We start from the raw sequence: 21,484 nt of genomic DNA on the forward strand, positions 1-21,484 counted from the left end.
GTTGTGGTTGTGGTGTGGTTGCGAGGCAAGAGTGTGTCTTGCAATTTTTTTGGGCTTACATTTTGTTCCCGCCACCCTTTTTGGGGTGGGGGTGTTGTAAGTTTTCGGCCGGTTAGTACCAGTTCCCTGAACACCTTGCGGTGCGTATAGGTCTGGCCTATCAATCCCGTGGTCTGCGGGGGGCCTTATCCCTCCTAGAGGGTGAGAAGCCTGGTCTTGGAGAAGGTTTCCCGCTTAGATGCTTTCAGCGGTTATCCTGTCCGAACGTAGCCATCCAGCGATGCCCCTGGTGGGACAACTGGTATACCAGAGGTTCGTCCGTCCCGGTCCTCTCGTACTAGGGACAGCTTTCCTCAAGCTTCTGACGCGCGCGGCGGATAGAGACCGAACTGTCTCACGACGTTCTAAACCCAGCTCGCGTGCCGCTTTAATGGGCGAACAGCCCAACCCTTGGGACCTGCTCCAGCCCCAGGATGCGACGAGCCGACATCGAGGTGCCAAACCATCCCGTCGATATGGACTCTTGGGGAAGATCAGCCTGTTATCCCCGGGGTACCTTTTATCCGTTGAGCGACACCCCTTCCACTCAGAGGTGCCGGATCACTAGTCCCGACTTTCGTCCCTGCTTGACATGTACGTCTCGCAGTCAAGCTCCCTTGTGCACTTACACTCAACACCTGATTGCCATCCAGGTTGAGGGAACCTTTGGGCGCCTCCGTTACTTTTTAGGAGGCAACCGCCCCAGTTAAACTACCCACCAGGCACTGTTCCTGGACCGGATATACGGTCCGAGGTTAGAGGTCCAATACGATCAGAGTGGTATTTCAACAATGACTCCACCCACACTGGCGTGCGAGTTTCACAGTCTCCCACCTATCCTACACAAACCGTACCGAACATCAATACCAAGTTGTAGTGAAGGTCCCGGGGTCTTTTCGTCCTGCCGCGCGTAACGAGCATCTTTACTCGTAGTGCAATTTCGCCGAGTCTATGGTTGAGACAGTTGAGAAGTCGTTACGCCATTCGTGCAGGTCGGAACTTACCCGACAAGGAATTTCGCTACCTTAGGATGGTTATAGTTACCACCGCCGTTTACTGGGGCTTAAATTCTCAGCTTCGCAGAACAAGTTCTGCTAACCGGTCCTCTTAACCTTCCAGCACCGGGCAGGCGTCAGTCCGTATACATCGTCTTGCGACTTCGCACGGACCTGTGTTTTAGTAAACAGTCGCTTCTCACTGGTTTGTGCCACCCACTACCGCTGCCCACCGCAAGGGTGTTGACGGTGTGTGGGTCCCCCTTCTCCCGAAGTTACGGGGGTATTTTGCCGAGTTCCTTAACCATAGTTCACTCGTACGCCTTAGTATTCTCTACCTGACCACCTGTGTTGGTTTGGGGTACGGGCCGTGTGTGCACTCGCTAGAGGCTTTTCTTGGCAGCATAGGATCACCGAATTCGCCTCAATCGGCTATGCGTCACCTCTCAGACATATGACATCCGGATTTGCCTAGATGTCGTCCTACAGGCTTACCCCAGTACAACCACTGACTGGTACGGCTACCTTCCTGCGTCACCCCATCGCTTGACTACTACCACCGAAGGTCCCACGCAGCCGGCGACCGCAACTCCCGAAAGAGAAGTCAGCCACCTTTTGGATGGTTAGTACCGATGATTCATCAGGGACGCTCACACACGGGTACGGGAATATCAACCCGTTGTCCATCGACTACGCCTGTCGGCCTCGCCTTAGGTCCCGACTCACCCTGGGAGGACTGGCCTGGCCCAGGAACCCTTGGTCTTTCGGCGGGCAAGGTTCTCACTTGCCTTATCGCTACTCATGCCTGCATTCTCACTCCCACACCCTCCACAGCTCGTTCACACGGCTGCTTCACCGGATGCAGGACGCTCCCCTACCCAATACCCATACAGGTATTGCCGCGGCTTCGGCGGTGTGCTTGAGCCCCCGCTACATTATCGGCGCACAATCACTTGACCAGTGAGCTATTACGCACTCTTTCAAGGGTGGCTGCTTCTAAGCCAACCTCCTGGTTGTCTAAGCGACTGCACATCCTTTTCCACTTAGCACACTCTTAGGGGCCTTAGCCGGCGATCTGGGCTGTTTCCCTCTCGACGCACGGAGCTTATCCCCCGCCGTCTCACTGCCACACTTACACGTACCGGCATTCGGAAGTTTGGCTGACGTCAGTAACCTAGTAGGGCCCATCGGCCATCCAGTAGCTCTACCTCCAGCACGCAACATGTGACGCTGCACCTAAATGCATTTCGGGGAGAACCAGCTATCACGGAGTTTGATTGGCCTTTCACCCCTACCCACAACTCATCCCCTCAGTCTTCAACCTAAGTGGGTTCGGGCCTCCACGCGGTCTTACCCGCGCTTCACCCTGGCCATGGGTAGATCACTCCGCTTCGGGTCCAGAACATGCCACTACACCCCTCACGGGGATACGCCCTATTCAGACTCGCTTTCGCTACGGCTACCCCACCCGGGTTAACCTCGCGACATGCCCCTGACTCGCAGGCTCATTCTTCAAAAGGCACGCCATCACCCCACCACAAAGTGGAAGGCTCTGACGGATTGTAAGCGCACGGTTTCAGGTACTATTTCACTCCCCTCCCGGGGTACTTTTCACCATTCCCTCACGGTACTAATCCGCTATCGGTCACTGAGAAGTATTCAGGCTTACCGGGTGGTCCCGGCAGATTCACAGCAGATTCCACGGGCCCGCTGCTACTCGGGGAACATTCCACGGGAGTCATCATGTTTTCGCCTACCGGGCTCTCACCGTCTACGGCAGACCATCCCAGGCCACTTCGACTAACACAATGATTTCTCACTCCCGCTCCAGTCGGCGGACTGAAGAAGAAACGCCCCACAACACCGCGCACACAACCCCCGCCGGGTATCACATGCACACGGTTTAGCCATCCTCCGCGTTCGCTCGCCACTACTAACGGAATCACTTTTGTTTTCTCTTCCTACGGGTACTGAGATGTTTCACTTCCCCGCGTTCCCCCCCAACGCCTATACATTCAGCGTTGGGTGACACGACATAACTCGTGCCGGGTTTCCCCATTCGGAAATCCTCGGATCACAGCTCGGTTGACAGCTCCCCGAGGCATATCGCAGCCTCCCACGTCCTTCATCGGCTCCCAGTGCCAAGGCATCCACCATGCGCCCTTAAACACTTACAACACAAAAAACCAAAAAATGAGAAAAAATCACACTACAACAAACCACACACCACCAACCCGACCCCACAACAGAGGACGAATCAGCCGGCCCCCGACCACAACAGGCCAGAAACCAAACGCGTGCGGCTTGATGCTCGCAACCACTATCCACAAATCAAACACCACACCCCACCACCAAGCAGGGCGACAACAAAAACCCCCAACAATCCTCACCCACAACACCGGAGACAAACCCGGCCAGGCGAGAACATCAGAAGCCAGCACCAACCCCCAACGGGGCCGGCCTGCGAGCCTGTTGCCTCAGGACCCAACAGTGTGTCTGGTGACACCGAAGCGATAAAACCCCGAACTCCGGCCAAGAAAAAATCTTGAAATGTTTGTTGCGCACCCACCCGAACACCCACTACAGGCGCCGGGCACATATCCCAACCACCACACGATTCCGTCACTGTGACGGGGGCGGGGGAACCCCAAAATTATCGGGGCAACAAATGGTGCTCCTTAGAAAGGAGGTGATCCAGCCGCACCTTCCGGTACGGCTACCTTGTTACGACTTCGTCCCAATCGCCGATCCCACCTTCGACAGCTCCCTCCCACAAGGGGTTAGGCCACCGGCTTCGGGTGTTACCGACTTTCATGACGTGACGGGCGGTGTGTACAAGGCCCGGGAACGTATTCACCGCAGCGTTGCTGATCTGCGATTACTAGCGACTCCGACTTCACGGGGTCGAGTTGCAGACCCCGATCCGAACTGAGACCGGCTTTAAAGGATTCGCTCCACCTCACGGCATCGCAGCCCTTTGTACCGGCCATTGTAGCATGTGTGAAGCCCTGGACATAAGGGGCATGATGACTTGACGTCATCCCCACCTTCCTCCGAGTTGACCCCGGCAGTCTCTCACGAGTCCCCACCATTACGTGCTGGCAACATGAGACAAGGGTTGCGCTCGTTGCGGGACTTAACCCAACATCTCACGACACGAGCTGACGACAGCCATGCACCACCTGCACACAGGCCACAAGGGAACCGACATCTCTGCCGGCGTCCTGTGCATGTCAAACCCAGGTAAGGTTCTTCGCGTTGCATCGAATTAATCCACATGCTCCGCCGCTTGTGCGGGCCCCCGTCAATTCCTTTGAGTTTTAGCCTTGCGGCCGTACTCCCCAGGCGGGGTACTTAATGCGTTAGCTACGGCACGGATCCCAAGGAAGGAACCCACACCTAGTACCCACCGTTTACGGCGTGGACTACCAGGGTATCTAATCCTGTTCGCTCCCCACGCTTTCGCTCCTCAGCGTCAGTTACTGCCCAGAGACCCGCCTTCGCCACCGGTGTTCCTCCTGATATCTGCGCATTCCACCGCTACACCAGGAATTCCAGTCTCCCCTGCAGTACTCTAGTCTGCCCGTATCGCCCGCACGCCCACAGTTAAGCTGTGAGTTTTCACGGACAACGCGACAAACCACCTACGAGCTCTTTACGCCCAGTAATTCCGGACAACGCTCGCACCCTACGTATTACCGCGGCTGCTGGCACGTAGTTGGCCGGTGCTTCTTCTGTACCTACCGTCACTTGCGCTTCGTCGGTACTGAAAGAGGTTTACAACCCGAAGGCCGTCATCCCCCACGCGGCGTCGCTGCATCAGGCTTGCGCCCATTGTGCAATATTCCCCACTGCTGCCTCCCGTAGGAGTCTGGGCCGTATCTCAGTCCCAGTGTGGCCGGTCACCCTCTCAGGCCGGCTACCCGTCGTCGCCTTGGTAGGCCATTACCCCACCAACAAGCTGATAGGCCGCGGGCCCATCCCACACCGCAAAAGCTTTCCACCACACACCATGAGGCGCATGATCATATCCGGTATTAGACCCAGTTTCCCAGGCTTATCCCAGAGTGCAGGGCAGATCACCCACGTGTTACTCACCCGTTCGCCACTCGAGTACCCCGAAGGGCCTTTCCGTTCGACTTGCATGTGTTAAGCACGCCGCCAGCGTTCGTCCTGAGCCAGGATCAAACTCTCCAAACAAAAACCCCGGCAAAACAGCCGGCAATCTTCAATCAGAAAAACATTTGACCAAAGCAAGACACCAAAAACTGGCATCAAAAAAAGCCACGCCCCAACACGGGGGTATCAAAACGTGGCAAAAAACAACAAACAAAAACCACCAAACACACTATTGAGTTCTCAAACAACAGACCCCTGTCCAGCGCGCACGAAGTCCGCGGCATTTAAGCCGCTTCGCTGAGTGCGGACTGGGGGAACTTCCTGGATGTCCAGGGTTTTCCCGAGGGAGTTCGTCGCGGCTCCGGCTTGCCGTTGTCGCGGCGACGTGCAATAAGTTACGTCGTTGCAAACAAGGAGTCAAATCGCCTGGTCAACGCTGGTTTTAGGCGCCCGCAGTGCTCCCGCCGAGCTGCGCGCCCGCGACGGCCCGCTTGCCGCGGCGCAGCACCAGCCAGCGGCCGTGCAGGTAGTCCGTCGGCGCCGGCGCCCAGTCCTCGGTGGCGATCCGGGCGTTGTTCACCGACACCCCGCCCTCGGCGATGGTGCGCCGGGCCGCGCCCTTGCTCGCCGACAGCCCGGTGGACACCAGCAGATCGACGATCGTCGGCGGCTCGCCGGCGGACACCTCGGCGACCTGGTCGCCGCCGGCCTCACGCAGCGCGGCCGCCAGGGTGGGCTCGTCGAGGTCGGTCAGCTCGGCCCGGCCGAACAGCGCCTGGCTGGCCAGCTCGACCTGCCGGGTGGCCTGCTCGCCGTGCACCAGCGTGGTCAGCTCCCGGGCCAGCCGGCGTTGCCCGGCCCGCTCGTGCGGACGCTGCTCGGTCGCCTCGGCGAGCTCGCCGAGCTCGTCGGCGCCCAGGAAGGTGAACCAGCGCAGGTAGCGGACCACGTCGGCGTCGGCGGTGTTGATGAAGTACTGGTACCAGGCGTACGGGCTGGTCATCTCCGGGTCCAGCCACAGGCTGCCGCCGCCGGTGGACTTACCGAACTTGGTGCCGTCGCTGGCGGTCACCAGCGGCACCGTCAGCGCATGCACCGATTCGCTGCACACCTGCCGGACCAGCCGGACCCCGGCGATGATGTTGCCCCACTGATCCGAGCCTCCGATCTGCAGCCGGCAGCCGTACCGCCGGTGCAGCTGGACGTAGTCGTTGGCCTGCAACAGCATGTAGCTGAACTCGGTGTAGGAGATCCCGTCGCCGTCCAGCCGGCGCCGGATGGTGTCCCGGTCGAGCATCACGTTCACCGAGAAGTGCTTGCCCAGGTCGCGCAGGAACTCGATGGCCGACAGCTCGGCGGTCCAGTTCAGGTTGTTCTCGATCACCGCGGTCGTCGGCGAGTCGTCGAAGTCGACGAACCGCTCCAGCTGCCCGCGGATCTTCTCGGCCCACTGCGCGACCACGTCGCCGGAATGCAGGTTGCGCTCCCCCACGTCGCGCGGGTCACCGATCAGTCCGGTCGCCCCGCCGGCCATCACGATCGGCCGATGGCCGGCGCGCTGGAAGCGGCGCAGCGCCAGCAGCGGCACCAGGTGCCCGGCGTGCAGGCTCGGTGCGGTCGGGTCGAAGCCGGCGTAGACCGTCAACGGGCCGCGGGCGATCTCGGCGGCCAGTGCGTCGATGTCGGTGGACTGGGCAATCAGGCCGCGCCAGTTCAGCTCGTCGAGAATCGTCATGGGGTGATCTTCGCGCATCGCCCCCGATCCCGCGGCATCCGGGATGCCCAGCGTGCAGCTGTGCACGCGACACGCCGCGCCGGGGCGTACCAGGATGAGCGCTCGCGGGAATGGGGGCGGGGAAAGGGGGGTGGGGAAGGAGGGGCGGGGATGGGGTGGTTAGGGCTCGGGTGGCGCCGGGGCCCGGGGGCTGCGCCGGTAGGCCGAGACGGCGGAGATCCCGGGCAGCCAGAACCGCCAGGGCCGGTCGACGGCCTTGCTCACCCCCACCCGCGGCCCGGCCAGCACCGCATCGGCGGGCACCGCCAGCTCCAGCCGGATCGGCGCGTCCGGGTCGAACAGGTCGACGCCGTTGTCGTCGATGGTGATGCCCAGCGCCGCGCACAGGTTGCCCGGGCCGCGGGCCAGCGCGGCATCGGCACGCAGCCCGCGGCGCTCCCGGGCGAGCTCGACACCCGCGGTGATGACCGCGGCCCGGATCAGCACCGCGGCGGCGACGCCGTCCGGGCCGCCGGCCACATTGGCGCAGACGTGAATGCCGTGGCTGCGGTAGGTGTAGAGCCGGCCGGCCGGCCCGAACATCACCGCGTTGCGGCCGGTCGGGCCGCGATAGGAGTGCGCCGCGGGGTCCGGCCACGGCCCGTCGGGCACCCCGCCGTAGGCCTCCACCTCGACGATCACCCCGGCGACCCCGCGCCCGCGCAGCGTCGCGCCCAGCACGCGCCGGGCCACCGCATCGGGGGCCGCGGCCAGGGCATCGACGTCCATCACCGGCATTCTGCCCTGCCCGAGTCAGACCCGGCCGGCGGCGGCCGCGCGCGAGGACAATCGGGGACATGAAGTTCACCGACCGGGTACTCGCGGCGATGTCACCCGACGACCGGACCTGGGCCCGGCACGCCAACCCGTGGAGCGTCTGGACCCGGTTCGCGGCAATCCCGCTGGTGGTGCTGGCGATCTGGAGCCGGGCCTGGATCGGTTGGTGGGCGCTGCTGCCGGTGGCGGCGGTCGCGGTGTGGCTGTGGGCCAACCCGCGGGTGTTCCCGGCGGTGCACACCCCGACCGCGTGGTCGTCGAAGGGGATCTTCGGCGAGCAGCGCTGGGCCCGGGACCGCACGGCGATGCCCGCCGGGTTCGGGTTCGCGCAACGGTGCTGGCTGGTGGGCGGGCTGACCGGGGCGGGGCTGCTCGGCTGGGGCCTGGTCAGCTACCGGATCTGGCCGACGGTGTTCGGCGCCACGCTGATCGGCTACGGCCAGCTGTGGCGGATCGACCGGCTGGCAATTTTCTACGACGCCGAGGTCCACGACGCCGAGGTCCATGACGCCGGGGTACCCGACGCCGGCGAGTCGGCCCGCTAGGACGCGGCCGTCAGCCGGGCGTGCTCGTCGTCGCCGACGTCGCGGGCCTCGTCGATCAGCAGCACCGGGATACCGTCGTCAATGCGGTAGGCGCGCCGCAGTCGCGGGTTGTAGAGGATCGCCTCGGCTTCGGCGTAGCGCAGCGGTCCGCGATCCTGCGGGCAGACCAGCAGCTCAAGCAGTGTCGGGTCCAGCACGTCAGCTCCGTCCGGGCATCGGGAAGGGGCTGTCGTTGTCGATCATCGGGTTGCCCGGCACCCAGTTGCCACCCGGCGCCTGGGTGTTGATGCTGCCGGGGCTGCCGCCGATGACCACCGGCGGGGCGCCCCCGTCACCGCCGAGCTGCCGCTGCTTCTTGGCCTGGTAGGCCACCGCGTTCTGCAGCGCCGCCACCAGCGGCGCCTGATTGGGTCGCTTGTCCAGGGCCGCCTTGATCGCCGCCAGGTCGCCCGGCCGCGGCCGGTAGCCCTGGGTGCGCAGGTTCATCGAGGTGCTGACCAGGTTGGCGACCTGCCCGGCGCCCGCGCCGGTGGAGTACTGCTCGGCCAGTTCGTCCAGGACGTCGGCACCGGCGACCGGGGCCAGGCTCAGCGCGCCGCCGACCAGGGCCAGGGCGGCGCCTGCCGCGGCGGCCGCCCGCCGCCAGCGCATGCCGTCCGACGGCACCATGCTGCGGGAAGACACGTGTCCGTCTCCTAATCTCGGCGCTGCCCGGGTGCGTAGCTCCCCGGCGACTCTAACAGCGGTGTCGGCCGAAGTTCGGGTGTCGTTACAGCGGCGCCGCGGGCTCGGCGGCCAGCGCGGTCCGCACCGCCGCGGTCAGCCGGACATACTCACCGGTCTCGGCATCCAGGTGCCAGGCCTGCCTGCCGGCCTTGGGCAGGCCCGCCGCACGCAACTTCCCGGACTCGGGCCGGTAGGTCGCCGACAGCGGCAGCGCGTCCACCACGTGCACCAGGTCCGGCGGCACGCCGACCACCGGCGTCGACAGTGCCTCGCGCAGGTCCGCGGCGGTGATCGACGCGCCGGGCCGCAGGGTCAGCGCGGTCACCGCCAGATCACCGGCCGGGGTCCCGACGCCGTAGCTGACGGCCAGGTCGACCGCACCGATCCCGCCGACCAGGTCGGTGATGCTGTCGCCGAAGACCGGGCCGCGCGCGGTGTGGATGACCCCGTTGCGGGTCCCGACCAGCCAGAAGTCGCCGTCGGCGTCGCGGCGGAACAGCGACTCGGTCGCCACCCAGGTGTCGGCCGGGGCGAACACGCCGCGCCGGACCGAGGCGCCCGGGTCGACCGGGCCGCGCGGCCGGGCCAGCAGCACCCCGACCTCGTCGGGTTCGGCGTGCCGGACGAAGCCGTCGTCGGCCTCCAGGATCAGGTCCGCGTCGGCGTCGTAGGCGGCCAGCTCGATCTGCCCGCCGCCGGGCAGCGGGCGGCCCTTCGAGCCGATCTTGGCGCCGGCGACGTTGGCCAGCACGGCCTGCCCGTCGGTGGTGGCGAAGAACTCGACGACGTGCGCCGGGGCGAACGCCTCGGTGACCCGGTTCCACAGCCCGGTCGGCATGCCCGAACCGATGAACAGCCGGACCGGATGGTTGCCGTGCAGGGAGAAGCCCGGATCGTCGATGACCTCGCCGAGCATCGCCCAGGTGTAAGAGACCACCGTGACGCCGTACTGGCGCACCTCCTGGACGAACCGGTCCGGCTGCAACCCCCGGGACAGCGCGATCCGGGCGCCGCCGACGACGGCACCGCCGAGCGCGACCAGCAGGCCGGACTGGTGGTGCAGCGGGGTCAGGCAGTACACCGTGTCGTTGCGGTCCAGCGACGCCGTCGAGGCGGTGCCGAAGGCCGACAGCGCCCACCGGTGGTTGGTGATCTCCTTGGCCACCAGCTTGCCGCTGACCCGGCTGAACGCGACGAACGCGCGGTCGCGGGCCAGGCCCGGGTTGGGCCGGTACCAGCCGGGCAGGTCGATGGTGTCCGGGTCGATCTGCTCCATGTCGATGACGTCGGTGCCGGCGGGCAGCCGCAGGTCGCGGTGTTCACCGCCGCCGAGCACCAGCACCTGCACCGGCAGCGCGCGGGCCCGGTCCAGGTTCGCCGGATCGGTGAGGACCTCCGCGACGCCGCTGAGCTTGGCCGCCTCGGCCAGGTCCCCGTCCGGCGACATCAGCACCGCGACGGCGCCCAGCCGCGACAGCGCGGTGATCGCGACCAGCGCGCTGGGCCGGGTCTCCATCAGCACACCGACCCGGTCGCCCTGACGGACCCCGACCGAGATCAGGCCGCGCACCACGTTGTCGATCCGGCGATCGACCGCCTCGTAGGTGTGCACCCGGCCGTCGAACAGCAGGAACTCCCCGCCCGGGGTGGCGTGCGCCTGCTCGGACAGGATCCGGCCCAGCGAGATCCGGGTGTGGTCGTTGATCTGCCCCAGCCGGGCCAGTCGAGGCAGCGTCCGCACCGTCTCGACGGCCATCGTGCGCACCGAGCGGTTGGTCGCGACGACGGCGTCGGCGGCGGTCTTGGCGACCGACAGCGCCACCTCGGAGGCGCCACCGAGGCCGGTGATCAGGCGGGCGGCCAGCGGCACGCCCTTCTCCCCGGCGTCGGGGTGCTCGCCCATCAGGTCCACGTTGACCGGCTTGGGGCCCTGCCCGGACTGCCAACGCACCCAGTCCGCGACCGTCGGCCAGGTGATCTGCGCGGCCTTCGACCCGACCACCAGACCGAAGTGCCCGGCGCGCAGCATCGTCTCGTAGACGTCGGCGTTGGGGGCCGCCCGGCGGATGCCGCGCACCGCGACCGGCTGGCCGATGTCGTCGACCTCGCCCACGAACGCCAGGATCGGGCAGTTGATGTCGGTCAGGGTGACCAGCTGGCCGTTGATGGCGAACCCGCCGGTCATCATCCGGTTGTGCGCGATGAACTGCTTGAGCAGCTCCGCGATCGCCGGGCCGGACCAGGCGATCCAGCCCTCGGAATCCAGGAACCGGCGCTGCTGCTCGCGCGACAGCAGCGCCTCGCGGTCGTGCAGCTGCATCAGGAAGTCCAGCCGGGCCTTGGCGGTCTTGATCGGGTCCATCATCTGGAAGCCGATCCGCGCCATCCAGCCCTGGATGTCGAGGTGGTTGAAGACGTGCTCGGCCATGAAGTCCGCGCCGACCGCCGCGATGTTCGGCGGAATGTTCATCGGCAGCGCGGCCAGGGTGTCCACCGGCGAGCCGAAGGTGATGACGCTGGCCAGGTCCTTGCTGCGGCGATAGGCCGCGACCTGGTAGGCCCACATCCCGCCCTGGGAGTAGCCGGCCAGGTGGACGTCGCTGCCGGTGGTCTTCTTGACGGTGTCCACCGCCTCGGACAGCGCGACGATGTGATCGGTCAGGTTGCGGCGCATGCCGCCCTCCACCTTGTCCGGCTCGCCGAAGTCGATCACCCACGGGTCCAGGCCGGCGGCGTGCAGGATGCCGACCGCGCCCTCGTCGCGGGTCACGTCGAACATGTTCGGCGACATCATCATCGGGTGCACCATCAGCACCGGCGGTCCGACCGGGGTGGCCCCGGGGCGGCTGTCCGGCGGGAAGTACCGCCGCAGCTTGTACATCGGAACGCTCTCGACGATCTGGACCGGCGAGGGCACCGCGCCGGTCTCCAGACCACCCAGGCGCAACACCTCCAGCCCGTTCTGGGCGGTCGCCATCAGACGCTCAACCGGCCGTGTCACCGCCGAAAGACTCAGATGCATCCAGATTCCCCTGCCATGACGTAGCGAACCGACGTTGCCCCGCGATTGTGGCACAGCCGCCCGGACCGAACTGCGGTCATCCGGGCAGCCCCGCTAGGGTCGGGCCTCGATGGCACATCTGCTTGGCGCCGAAGCCCTACACCTGCAATACCCGACCCGGGTCGTGTTCGACGCGGTGTCCCTCGGGATCGACGACGGCGACCGGATCGGCATCGTCGGGCGCAACGGCGACGGCAAATCGTCGCTGATGGGCATGCTGACCGGGGCGATCACCCCGGACGGCGGCCGGGTCACCCGGCGCGGCGGGTTGCGCGTCGGGGCGCTGGCGCAGGCCGACATCCTCAACGACGACGCCACCGTGGCCGGCGTGCTGGTCGGCGACCGCGCCGAGCACGAGTGGGCCGGGGAAGCCCGGATCCGCGACGTGGTGGCCGGTCTGGTCGCCGACATCGGCTGGCACGCCCGGATCGGCACGCTCTCGGGCGGGCAGCGCCGCCGGGTGCAGTTGGCCGCGCTGCTGATCGAGGACTGGGACGTGCTGGCACTGGACGAGCCGACCAACCACCTCGACGTCGAAGGCATCACCTGGCTGGCCGGGCATCTGAAGACCCGGTGGCCGCGCAACACCGGCGGGCTGCTGCTGGTCACCCACGACCGCTGGTTCCTCGACGAGATCGCCACCGTCACCTGGGAGGTGCACGACGGCATCGTCGAACCGTTCGACGGTGGCTACGCGGCGTATGTGCTGCAGCGGGTGGAACGCGACCGGATCGCCGCGGCCAGCGAGGCCAAGCGGCAGAACCTGATGCGCAAGGAGCTGGCCTGGCTGCGCCGAGGCGCCCCGGCGCGCACCTCCAAACCGAAGTTCCGGATCGACGCCGCCAACGCCCTGATCGCCGACGTGCCGCCGATCCGCAACGGCGTCGAGCTGGCCAAGCTGGCCACCGCCCGGCTCGGCAAGGACGTCATCGACCTGCTGGACGCGTCGGTCGCCTTCGACGGCCGCATCGTGCTGCGCGACATCGAGTGGCGGATCGCCCCCGGCGAGCGCACCGGGATCCTGGGGGCCAACGGGGCGGGCAAGTCGACGCTGCTCGGCCTGATCGCCGGGACGGTGCCGCCGTCGTCGGGCCGGGTCAAGCGCGGCAAGACGGTGCGGCTGTCGGTGCTCGACCAGCAGGCCGGGGTGCTCGCCGAGGTGGAGGACGACCTGGTCCGCGAGGTGGTCGGGCGGCTGCGCACCGACTACACCGTGGACGGCAAGGAAACGACCCCGACCCAGCTGCTGGAGCGGCTCGGGTTCGACCGGGCCCAGCTGTCCACCCGGGTCCGCGAGCTCTCCGGCGGGCAACGCCGGCGGCTGCAGCTGATGCTGACGCTGCTGGAGGAGCCCAACGTGCTGATCCTCGACGAGCCGACCAACGACGTCGACACCGACATGCTGACCGCCACCGAGGATCTGCTGGACTCCTGGCCGGGCACCCTGATCGTCGTCTCGCACGACCGCTACCTGCTGGAGCGGGTCACCGACCAGCAGTTCGCGGTGCTCGACGGGCGGCTGCGGCACCTGCCCGGCGGCATCGAGGAGTACCTGGCGCTGGCCGCCGCGCGGGGACCCTCGACCGGGACCGGGCAGGTGGCACCGGCGCCGGCGGCCGGGCTGTCCGGCGCCGAGCTGCGCGCGGTGGAAAAGGAGATCGCGTCGATCGACCGGTCACTGGTCAAGCTGGCCGAGAAGATCGCCGCCAAGCACCAGCAGCTGGCCGAGCACGACCAGTCCGATCACGTCGGGCTGGGGTCCCTGACCGCGCAGTTGCGGGCGCTGGAGGACCAGGTCACCGATGCCGAGACCCGCTGGCTGGAGCTGTCCGAGCAGCTGGGCTGAGCGCGGATGCTCGGGGCCGGCGGCGCCACCGGGCTCCGGCCGGGCGCTCCGATCAGCGGGACCGCGCGGCCCCCGGCGATCCGGCGCCGACCCGAATGAACGCGGTGGCGGCGAGCCCGGCCAGCAGAATGCCGGCGGCGAAGTAGCCGACGACGGTGATGCCGTGGGTCATCGCGTCGCGGGCCGCATCGGCGACGAACGCGGTCTGCGGGTTGGCGCCCAACCCGCCGATCGCGGCGCCGGCGCTGTCGGTGACCGCCCGAGTGAAGGTTTCCGAGCCCGGCACCGGGCCCAGATTGCGGCTCAGCATGGACTGCAGCACGCTGAAGAACGTCGTGGTGATGACGGCGATGCCGAGCGCCGAGCCGAGCTGACGGAAGGCGCTCTGAATGCCGGAGGCCTGGCCCGATTCGGTGTCGGGCACATCGCCGAGCACCACGTTGGTGACCTGGGCAGTGGCGAACCCGACGCCGACGCCGTAGACGAACAGCACCGCGGCCAGCTGCCACCACGGCATCGAGGTGCTGGCCAGCAGGGCCAGCGCGGCGAGCCCGGCCGCCTCCAGCAGCAGCCCGATCCGGACCAGGACCAGCGGCGTAGCCTTGTCGGCCAGGCCGAAGCTGGCCCCGCTGGCGACCAGACTGCCGACCGCGATCGGCACCAGAGCGAGTCCGGCCTGCACCGCGGTGTAGTCGAGGGTGAACTGCAGCCACAGCGGCAGCACCGCGACGATGCCGAATTCGCCGACGCCGATGATCAGGGTGGCGATGTTGCCGTTGCGAAACGAACCGATTGCGTACAGCCGGGTGTTCATCAGGGCGCGCTGCGGGTCGGCGCCGGTGCTCAGCATCCACTGGCGGACCGCGAAGCCGGCCAGGGCGACCGCCGCGATCAGCAGCGCCACCGGAACCGGCGACAGCCCACTGCGCCAGGACCAGCCACCCAGCTCCAGCGGGGCACGCAGCTGCCACCAACCGTAGGTCCGGCCCTCGATCAGCCCGAATGCCAGCAGCCCCAGACCCAGCACCGACAGCAGCGCGCCGAACACGTCAACCCGCCCGCTGCCCCGGGGTGAGCGGTCCAGGAAGGCCAGCGATGCGGCGAGGATGATGCACACCAGCGGGATGTTGATGCCGAACGACCACCGCCAGGACAGGTGTTCGGACAGCCAGCCGCCCAGCAGCGGGCCCACCGCGGCCGCCGCCCCGATGGTCGACCCCCACACCGCGAAGGCCTGATTGCGGGCCTTGCCGGTGAACGCGGCGTTGAGCAGTGACAGGGACGTCGGCAGGATCATCGCCGCGGCCGCCCCCTGGGCGAAGCGCGCCGCGATCAGCACCTGCCCGGACCCGGCCAGGCCGGCCAGCAGGCTCGACGCCCCGAAGACCAGCACACCGATGAGGAAGACCCGGCGGGCCCCGACGATGTCGGCGACCCGGCCCACCAACAGCAGCAGCGCGGCCATGATGATCGCGTAGGACTCTTGAACCCACTGCGCCTGAACGGAGTTGACCTGGATGTCGGCGATGATCGACGGCACGATGACGTTCACGATCGTGGTGTCGACCACGATCAGCGCGACCCCCAACGCGATCGCGACAAGGCCGAGCCAGGGCCGGACCGCCGCAGAGAGTCGCATCGATTGTTCTCCGTCAGACCGTAGGTTCACCGCGAAGCCATCACCGCGGCCGGCGGACCGAGCGGCGGCGCCGCCGCGACGAGGTCACCGGCGCCGAGACCCGTTGATTGGAGCTGCCTGAGCAGCTGGGCTGAGCGCGGTCAGCCCGCCAGCGGCACGACGTAGGACTCGACCTGGCAGATCCGGTCGCCGCGGAAGGTGAACATGTTGTTGTAGGCGAATCGGAACGGGCCGGCCACCCGGTGCATGCCCTCGCCGGTGCCGGTGAGCACCACGACGTCGTCGGACTCGATGATCCGGTCGACGTTCATCAGCGGGCTGCCCGCGAACTCCGGGTTCTCGATCTCCTCGTCGAACTCCGTCTTGCCGCGGGTGGTCCGCACCCCGTGGATCTGCCAGATGACGTCGTCGGTCAGGCACCCCAGGATGGCGTCGTGATCACTGGACAGGAACCCATGGATATATCGGTCGATGGTCTGCTGGCGCGCGGTCATGGTGACCTAGCCTTGTCCACCGGGTACGGCCAGGTCAAGGCCGGTTTTGCTGAGCGATCGCTCAAAATGCGGCGGCATCCCGATTGCCGCCGCGCGGCTGCCGGCACCCTTTCTAAACTGACCGGGTGAGCTTTTCCGCACCGCACGGCCGGGCCGATGTCCGCTGACCCCGACATCGACAAACTGGCCGCCACCGTCGCCGATTACCCCGACGTGCTGGAGTTGCGGCTGCGGCTGAGCCGGCTGCTGGGCGAGCGGGGCCGGCATGCCGAGGCGCTGGCCCATGCCGTCGAGGCGCTGCGGATCTCCCCCGGCAACGCCGAGGTCCTCGCGGCGGTCACCCGGCTGGCCGCCGAACCGCCGCCGGCCGCCCCGCAGCCCCCCGAACCCGGCGGCGACCCCGGATTCGACTGGGGCCGCGCCGAGGCCGAGTTGAGCGACATCGTCGGGCCCGAGTACCTCGGCGACCCGGGCCCCGAACCCGCCCGGCCGGCGCCCCGCAGCGGCACCCGGATGACCGATGTGGCCGGGATGGACACGGTGAAGGCGGCGATCGAGCTGTCGTTCATCGGGCCGCTGCGCAACCCGGAGCTGGCCCGCGCCTACGGCACCGGGGCCGGCGGCGGGCTGCTGCTCTACGGCCCGCCGGGCTGCGGCAAGACGTTTCTGGCCTCGGCGATCGCCGGGGAGCTCGGCGCCCGGTTCTATCCGGTCGGGGTCCCGGACATCGTCGAGATGGCCAGCGGCGGCACCGAGGCGGCGTTGCAGGAGCTGTTCGCCACCGCCCGCGCCACCGCGCCGGCGGTCATCTTCTTCGACGAGATCGACGCGATCGGCCAGAAGCGCTCGCAGCTGCGCGGCGCGAGTGTGCTGCGCCAGTTGGTCACCCGGCTGCTCACCGAGCTCGACGCCACGGTGTCGCGCAACGAGGGGGTGTTCGTCGTCGGCGCCACCAACCACCCGTGGGACCTCGACGCCGCGCTGCGCCGGCCGGGCCGCTTCGATCGGATGCTGTTCGTGTCCCCGCCCGACAAGCCGGCCCGGGCGGCACTGATCCGCGCGCACCTGGCCGGCCGGCCGATCGAGGGCATCGACCTGGACGCGGTGGTCGAGGGCACCGCCGGGTTCTCCGGGGCCGACGTCGCGCTGGTGTGCCGGTCGGCGGCCCAGCGCGCGATGGCAGATTCGCTGGCCGGCGAACCGCGCTGCATCACCATGGCGGATCTGCGGGCGGCGCTGGCGTCGCTGTCCTCCAGCACCGGACCGTGGTTCACGATGGCCCGCAATGTCGTCGAGTTCGCCAACACCGACGGCGCGTTCGACGAGTTGGCGCACTACCTCCGGCGCGGCCGGGGCCGCTAACCGCCCAGGGTGCTGACCGGCGGCGGCTGCGGGTCAAACCGGAATGCCGGCGTGCTGAAGGTCGGCACGGTGATCGTCGGGCCGGGGAAGTTCTCCGGCGACAGCGGCCCGACGGTGTAGACGAACTCGGTGCCCGCCGCGCGCTCGGCGCAGACGGTGACCAGCCAGCCGCAACCGGCGACGAGCAGCGCGGCCAGCGCGGCGATGATCAGCCTGTAGCGCACCGGGCGGGGCAGCCGGCCGATCTTGACCGCCCCCTCCAGGCCCAGCACTCCCAGCACGATGAGCAGCACCATCAGCGCGAACCACAGCGCGCCGGGCTGACGCGCCAGCGCCGAGAACGCCCACCCGATGCCGATCGGCAGGCCCAGGCCCAGCAGCCACACCGCCCAGTTGCCCTGCTGGTCGTCGAGGTGGGTGGCCACGTCGGTGTCGCCGCCGCGGCGAATTCGGCCAAGGTCCAGCAGCAGATGCGCGAGGGCGGCGATCAGCACCGCCGAGACCAGCACCCGGTAGCCGAACCGCACCCCGTCGGCGTTCCAGGCCAGCCGGATCAGCACCGGGGTGATGCTGGCCAGCAGCGCGGCCAGCCCGGCCAGCAGCACCCCGGCCACCGCGACCGGGTTGCGCCACAGGCGTTTCGACAGGTAGCCGGCCGGCAGCACCCGGCGCAGCCGGACGAACAGCCGGGTCCAGTGCACCAGCAGCGGTGCCATCAGCAGCGGGGTCAGATACCGCAGCACGCCCGGCGGCGTCCAGGCCGAGAGCAGCATCAGCGCGACCGCGTAGATCCACACCCCGCTGGCCAGCCGGCTCAGGGTGCCCCACACCACCTCGGACAGGGCGTGCCGGGCCTGCCGGTCGGTGGGATCGGAGGCCAGCACCCGGGTCAGCCCGGCCGCCCGCTCCGAGGTGAAGTCCCGCAGCCGGGCGTTGGCGGTGGCCAGTTCGGTGTGGCCCGGGTCGGCCTGCAGTCCCGCGGTCACCAGCCGCCGGGCCAGGTCGGGCTCGGACAGCCGCTCGGCGGCGAGGGCGGCCTGCAGCAGCAGGTCGGGGTCCTCGGGCGCGAGTTCGGCGACCCGTGCCACCGCGGCCAGTCCCGCGCGTTTGCCCGCGCCGAGGCCGACGCCGCGGGACAGGCAGGTGGCCAGCAGGGCGTGCGCCGACGGATCGGCCGGATCCTGCGCGACCACCCGGTGGGCCAGCTCGACGGCGGCGTCGGGGTCCCCGGCCAGCAGGTTCAGCCGGGCCAGCACCCGCAGCGCCGGGCCGCCGGCCGCCGGATCGTGCTCGAGGGCGGCCGTCGCGCAGCCGTAGGCGGTGACCGGGTCGCCGGCGTCCAGCGCCAGGGTCGCCAGCCCGGTCAGCAGCTCGACATCCTCGGGCCGCTCGGCCAGGCCGGCACGCAGCACGGCAGCGGCCTCGTGGTGCCGGCCCAGCTCGGCCAGCAGCTCGGCGCGCGCCAGGACCGCCGCGACGTCCACCGTCAGCGGCTCAGCCGGATGCGCAACTCCTCGACCGCCGCGCCGACGCCGGCCAGCTGCTCGGCGACCCGCTCCGGGGCGGTGCCGCCGCGGGCGTTGCGGGACCGCACCGAACCCTGCACGGTCAGCACCTCGCGGACCGCCGGGGTCAGCGCCGGGTCGATCGCGGCGAAGTCGGCGTCGGACAGCGCGTCGAGCCCGACGCCGCGGCCCTCGGCGACCTTGACCGCCGCACCGGCCGCCTCGTGCGCGACCCGGAACGGCACGCCCTGGCGGACCATCCACTCGGCGATGTCGGTGGCCAGGGTGTAGCCGGCCGGGGCCAGCTCGGCCATCCGGTCGGTGTCGAAGGCCAGCGTGCCGACCAGGCCGGCCATCGCCGGGGCCAGCAGCTCCAGCTGGGCCACCGAGTCGAAGACCGGCTCCTTGTCCTCCTGCAGGTCACGGTTGTAGGCCAGCGGCTGGGCCTTGAGGGTGGCCAGCAGCCCGGTGAGGTTGCCGATCAGCCGGCCGGACTTGCCGCGGGCCAGCTCGGCGATGTCCGGGTTCTTCTTCTGCGGCATGATCGAGCTGCCGGTCGACCAGGCGTCGTGCAACCGAACGTAACCGAACTCGGTGGTGCTCCAGATGATGATGTCCTCGGCCAGCCGGGACAGGTCCACCGCGATCATCGCGAAGATGAAGGCGGCCTCGGCGGCGAAGTCGCGGGCGGCGGTGGCGTCGATGGAGTTCTCGGCCGCGCGGGCGAACCCGAGGTCGGCGGCGATCGCGTCGGGGTTCAGGCCCAGCGACGAGCCGGCCAGCGCGCCGGAGCCGTACGGCGACACCGCGGTGCGGTCGTCGAAGTCGGCGATCCGGTCGACGTCACGCAGCAGCGGGTGGGCGTGCGCGAGCAGCTGGTGGGCCAGCAGCACCGGCTGGGCGGACTGCAGGTGGGTCTTGCCCGGCATGATGGCGTCCGGGTGCGCGGCGGCCTGGCCGGCCAGCGCGCCGACCACCTCCAGCACCCCGTCGGCGACCCGTCGCACCGCGTCGCGCAGCCACATCCGGAACAGCGTGGCGACCTGGTCGTTGCGGGACCGGCCGGCGCGCAACCGGCCGCCCAGCTCCGGGCCGACCCGGTCGATCAGGCCGCGTTCCAGGGCGCCGTGCACGTCCTCGTCGGTCGGCAGCGCCGCGAAGCTGCCGTCGGCCAGGTCTGCGCCCAGGCTGTCCAGGCCGGCCAGCAGGCCGTCGCGCTGCTGGTCGGTGAGCAGCCCGGCCCGATGCAGCACGCCGGCGTGCGCCTTGGAGGCGGCCACGTCATACGGCGCCAGCACCCAGTCGAAGTGCGTGGAGCAGCTCAGCGCGGCCAGCGCCTCCGACGGACCGTCGGAGAACCGGCCGCCCCACAGCGACCCCTCGTTGGTGCTCACTTGATCCCCAGGTCCCGCTGCGCGGAGATCTTGCTGCTCAGCCCGTGCACGTGCACGAAGCCCTTGGCCGAGGACTGGTCGAAGCTGTCGCCCTCGTCGTAGGTGGCCAGGTTGAAGTCGTACAGCGACTCCGAGCTGCGCCGGCCGTTGACCGCGATGTGCCCGCCGTGCAGCACCAGCCGGATGTCGCCGGAGACGTGCTCCTGGGTGTGCTCGACAAAGGTCTCCAGGGCGCGCTTGAGCGGCGAGAACCACAGGCCGTCGTAGGCCAGCTCGGCCCACTTCTGGTCGGTGTGCCGCTTGAACCGGCCCAGCTCGCGTTCCAGGGTGACGTGCTCGAGCTCGGAGTGCGCGGTGATCAGCACCATCGCGCCGGGCGCCTCGTAGATCTCCCGGCTCTTGATCCCGACCAGCCGGTCCTCGACCACGTCGAGCCGGCCCACGCCCTGCTCACCGGCGCGCCGGTTGAGCTCGACGATCGCCTCCAGCACGCTGACCTTGCGGCCGTCGATGGCGACCGGGCGGCCCTGCTCGAAGCTGATGATCACCTCGTCGGGGGTGTTCCAGTTCAGCGTCGGGTCCTGGGTGTAGTCGTAGACGTCTTTGGTGGGGGCGTTCCACAGGTGCTCCAGGAACCCGGTCTCCACCGCGCGGCCCCAGACGTTCTGGTCGATGGAGAACGGCGAGCGCTTGGTGACGTTGATCGGGATGGCGTTCTCCTCGGCGAACGCGATGGCCTTCTCCCGGGTCCAGGCGTAGTCGCGGACCGGGGCCAGCACGTCCAGGTCCGGCGCCAGCGAGGCGAAGCCGACCTCGAAGCGGACCTGGTCGTTGCCCTTGCCGGTGCAGCCGTGCGCGACGATGCCGCCGCCGTGCTCGCGGGCCGCGGCGACCAGGTGCTTGACGATCAGCGGCCGGCTGATCGCCGACACCAGCGGGTAGCGGTCCATGTAGAGGCCGTTGGAGCGGATGGTCGGCAGGCAGTACTCGTCGGCGAACTCGTCGCGGGCGTCGATGACGACGGCCTCCACCGCGCCGCAGTCGATGGCGCGCTGGCGCACCACCTCCATGTCCTCACCGCCCTGACCGAGGTCGATCGCGACGGCGACGACCTCGCGGCCGGTCTCCTTGCCGATCCAGCTGATGGCCACCGAGGTGTCCAGGCCGCCGGAGTACGCGAGGATGACGCGCTCGGACATGATTTCTCC

Annotated in this window: 13 protein-coding genes and 2 rRNA genes; 3 read left to right on the forward strand and 12 right to left on the reverse strand. The window is 68.3% G+C overall.

Annotated features, from left to right (window positions below; all coding sequences use genetic code 11):
* Positions 1 to 92: 92 nt before the first annotated feature.
* From G6N10_RS05120 to G6N10_RS05135, 4 genes are all read right to left on the reverse strand, one after another.
* A 23S ribosomal RNA gene (locus G6N10_RS05120) occupies positions 93 to 3,211 on the reverse strand.
* Between the two features lie 505 nt (positions 3,212 to 3,716).
* Positions 3,717 to 5,234, reverse strand: a 16S ribosomal RNA gene (locus tag G6N10_RS05125).
* The 16S and 23S rRNA genes sit together here, the layout of an rRNA operon.
* A 361-nt stretch (positions 5,235 to 5,595) precedes the next feature.
* The gene (gene tyrS / locus G6N10_RS05130; RefSeq protein ID WP_085094594.1) at positions 5,596 to 6,888 is read right to left on the reverse strand and encodes a tyrosine--tRNA ligase; all 1,293 of its coding nucleotides are present in this window, start codon (positions 6,886 to 6,888) and stop codon (positions 5,596 to 5,598) included.
* A gap of 159 nt (positions 6,889 to 7,047) precedes the next feature.
* Positions 7,048 to 7,656, reverse strand: a complete 609-nt coding sequence (locus G6N10_RS05135; RefSeq protein ID WP_085094857.1) for a DNA-3-methyladenine glycosylase — start codon at positions 7,654 to 7,656, stop codon at positions 7,048 to 7,050.
* Positions 7,657 to 7,724: 68 nt separating this feature from the next.
* Between G6N10_RS05135 and G6N10_RS05140 the strand changes: the two genes are divergently transcribed.
* A complete protein-coding gene (locus tag G6N10_RS05140) occupies positions 7,725 to 8,249 on the forward strand; it encodes a DUF6653 family protein (protein WP_179962815.1) in 525 nt (174 codons plus the stop codon).
* Here the strand turns inward: G6N10_RS05140 and G6N10_RS05145 are convergent.
* From G6N10_RS05145 to G6N10_RS05155, 3 genes are all read right to left on the reverse strand, one after another.
* The gene (locus tag G6N10_RS05145) at positions 8,246 to 8,446 is read right to left on the reverse strand and encodes a Trm112 family protein (protein ID WP_085094841.1); all 201 of its coding nucleotides are present in this window, start codon (positions 8,444 to 8,446) and stop codon (positions 8,246 to 8,248) included. The genes G6N10_RS05140 and G6N10_RS05145 overlap by 4 nt on opposite strands.
* A 1-nt stretch (position 8,447) precedes the next feature.
* Complete coding sequence (locus G6N10_RS05150; RefSeq protein ID WP_133055111.1) at positions 8,448 to 8,933, reverse strand: hypothetical protein; 486 nt, start codon at positions 8,931 to 8,933, stop codon at positions 8,448 to 8,450.
* A gap of 85 nt (positions 8,934 to 9,018) precedes the next feature.
* Complete coding sequence (locus tag G6N10_RS05155; RefSeq protein WP_085094837.1) at positions 9,019 to 11,997, reverse strand: acyl-CoA synthetase; 2,979 nt, start codon at positions 11,995 to 11,997, stop codon at positions 9,019 to 9,021.
* A gap of 109 nt (positions 11,998 to 12,106) precedes the next feature.
* Here G6N10_RS05155 and G6N10_RS05160 point away from each other — a divergent pair, with 109 nt between their 5' ends.
* A complete protein-coding gene (locus G6N10_RS05160; protein ID WP_085094835.1) occupies positions 12,107 to 13,882 on the forward strand; it encodes an ABC-F family ATP-binding cassette domain-containing protein in 1,776 nt (591 codons plus the stop codon).
* Positions 13,883 to 13,934: 52 nt separating this feature from the next.
* Here the strand turns inward: G6N10_RS05160 and G6N10_RS05165 are convergent, their stop codons facing one another.
* Positions 13,935 to 15,521: a DHA2 family efflux MFS transporter permease subunit gene (locus G6N10_RS05165; protein WP_085094833.1), complete on the reverse strand. Its 1,587-nt coding sequence runs from the start codon at positions 15,519 to 15,521 to the stop codon at positions 13,935 to 13,937.
* 140 nt (positions 15,522 to 15,661) lie between these two features.
* Positions 15,662 to 16,015: a nuclear transport factor 2 family protein gene (locus tag G6N10_RS05170; RefSeq protein WP_085094831.1), complete on the reverse strand. Its 354-nt coding sequence runs from the start codon at positions 16,013 to 16,015 to the stop codon at positions 15,662 to 15,664.
* Between the two features lie 156 nt (positions 16,016 to 16,171).
* On the opposite strand from G6N10_RS05170, the gene G6N10_RS05175 reads away from it, so the two are divergent.
* Positions 16,172 to 17,377: an ATP-binding protein gene (locus G6N10_RS05175; protein ID WP_085094829.1), complete on the forward strand. Its 1,206-nt coding sequence runs from the start codon at positions 16,172 to 16,174 to the stop codon at positions 17,375 to 17,377.
* Here the strand turns inward: G6N10_RS05175 and G6N10_RS05180 are convergent.
* Genes G6N10_RS05180 through G6N10_RS05190 form a run of 3 tightly spaced genes read right to left on the reverse strand, consistent with a single transcriptional unit; the run spans position 17,374 to position 21,475 of the window.
* The gene (locus tag G6N10_RS05180) at positions 17,374 to 18,861 is read right to left on the reverse strand and encodes a tetratricopeptide repeat protein (protein ID WP_085094827.1); all 1,488 of its coding nucleotides are present in this window, start codon (positions 18,859 to 18,861) and stop codon (positions 17,374 to 17,376) included. The genes G6N10_RS05175 and G6N10_RS05180 overlap by 4 nt on opposite strands.
* Before the next feature lie 2 nt (positions 18,862 to 18,863).
* Positions 18,864 to 20,276, reverse strand: a complete 1,413-nt coding sequence (gene argH, locus G6N10_RS05185) for an argininosuccinate lyase (protein ID WP_085094825.1) — start codon at positions 20,274 to 20,276, stop codon at positions 18,864 to 18,866.
* Positions 20,273 to 21,475: an argininosuccinate synthase gene (locus tag G6N10_RS05190; RefSeq protein WP_085094823.1), complete on the reverse strand. Its 1,203-nt coding sequence runs from the start codon at positions 21,473 to 21,475 to the stop codon at positions 20,273 to 20,275. Before G6N10_RS05190 ends, argH begins: the two co-directional genes overlap by 4 nt.
* Between the last annotated feature and the right edge of the window lie 9 nt (positions 21,476 to 21,484).

The organism is Mycolicibacterium fallax, assembly GCF_010726955.1.
GTDB lineage: Bacteria > Actinomycetota > Actinomycetes > Mycobacteriales > Mycobacteriaceae > Mycobacterium > Mycobacterium fallax.

What these genes read in the sequence shown, in the direction of transcription:
- tyrS (WP_085094594.1), bottom strand. Translation starts at nt 6,888, where the DNA reads ATGACGATTCTCGACGAGCTGAACTGGCGCGGCCTGATTGCCCAGTCC.
- G6N10_RS05135 (WP_085094857.1), bottom strand. Translation starts at nt 7,656, where the DNA reads ATGGACGTCGATGCCCTGGCCGCGGCCCCCGATGCGGTGGCCCGGCGC.
- G6N10_RS05140 (WP_179962815.1), top strand. Translation starts at nt 7,725, where the DNA reads ATGAAGTTCACCGACCGGGTACTCGCGGCGATGTCACCCGACGACCGG.
- G6N10_RS05155 (WP_085094837.1), bottom strand. Translation starts at nt 11,997, where the DNA reads ATGCATCTGAGTCTTTCGGCGGTGACACGGCCGGTTGAGCGTCTGATG.
- G6N10_RS05160 (WP_085094835.1), top strand. Translation starts at nt 12,107, where the DNA reads ATGGCACATCTGCTTGGCGCCGAAGCCCTACACCTGCAATACCCGACC.
- G6N10_RS05165 (WP_085094833.1), bottom strand. Translation starts at nt 15,521, where the DNA reads ATGCGACTCTCTGCGGCGGTCCGGCCCTGGCTCGGCCTTGTCGCGATC.
- G6N10_RS05170 (WP_085094831.1), bottom strand. Translation starts at nt 16,015, where the DNA reads ATGACCGCGCGCCAGCAGACCATCGACCGATATATCCATGGGTTCCTG.
- G6N10_RS05175 (WP_085094829.1), top strand. Translation starts at nt 16,172, where the DNA reads ATGTCCGCTGACCCCGACATCGACAAACTGGCCGCCACCGTCGCCGAT.
- G6N10_RS05190 (WP_085094823.1), bottom strand. Translation starts at nt 21,475, where the DNA reads ATGTCCGAGCGCGTCATCCTCGCGTACTCCGGCGGCCTGGACACCTCG.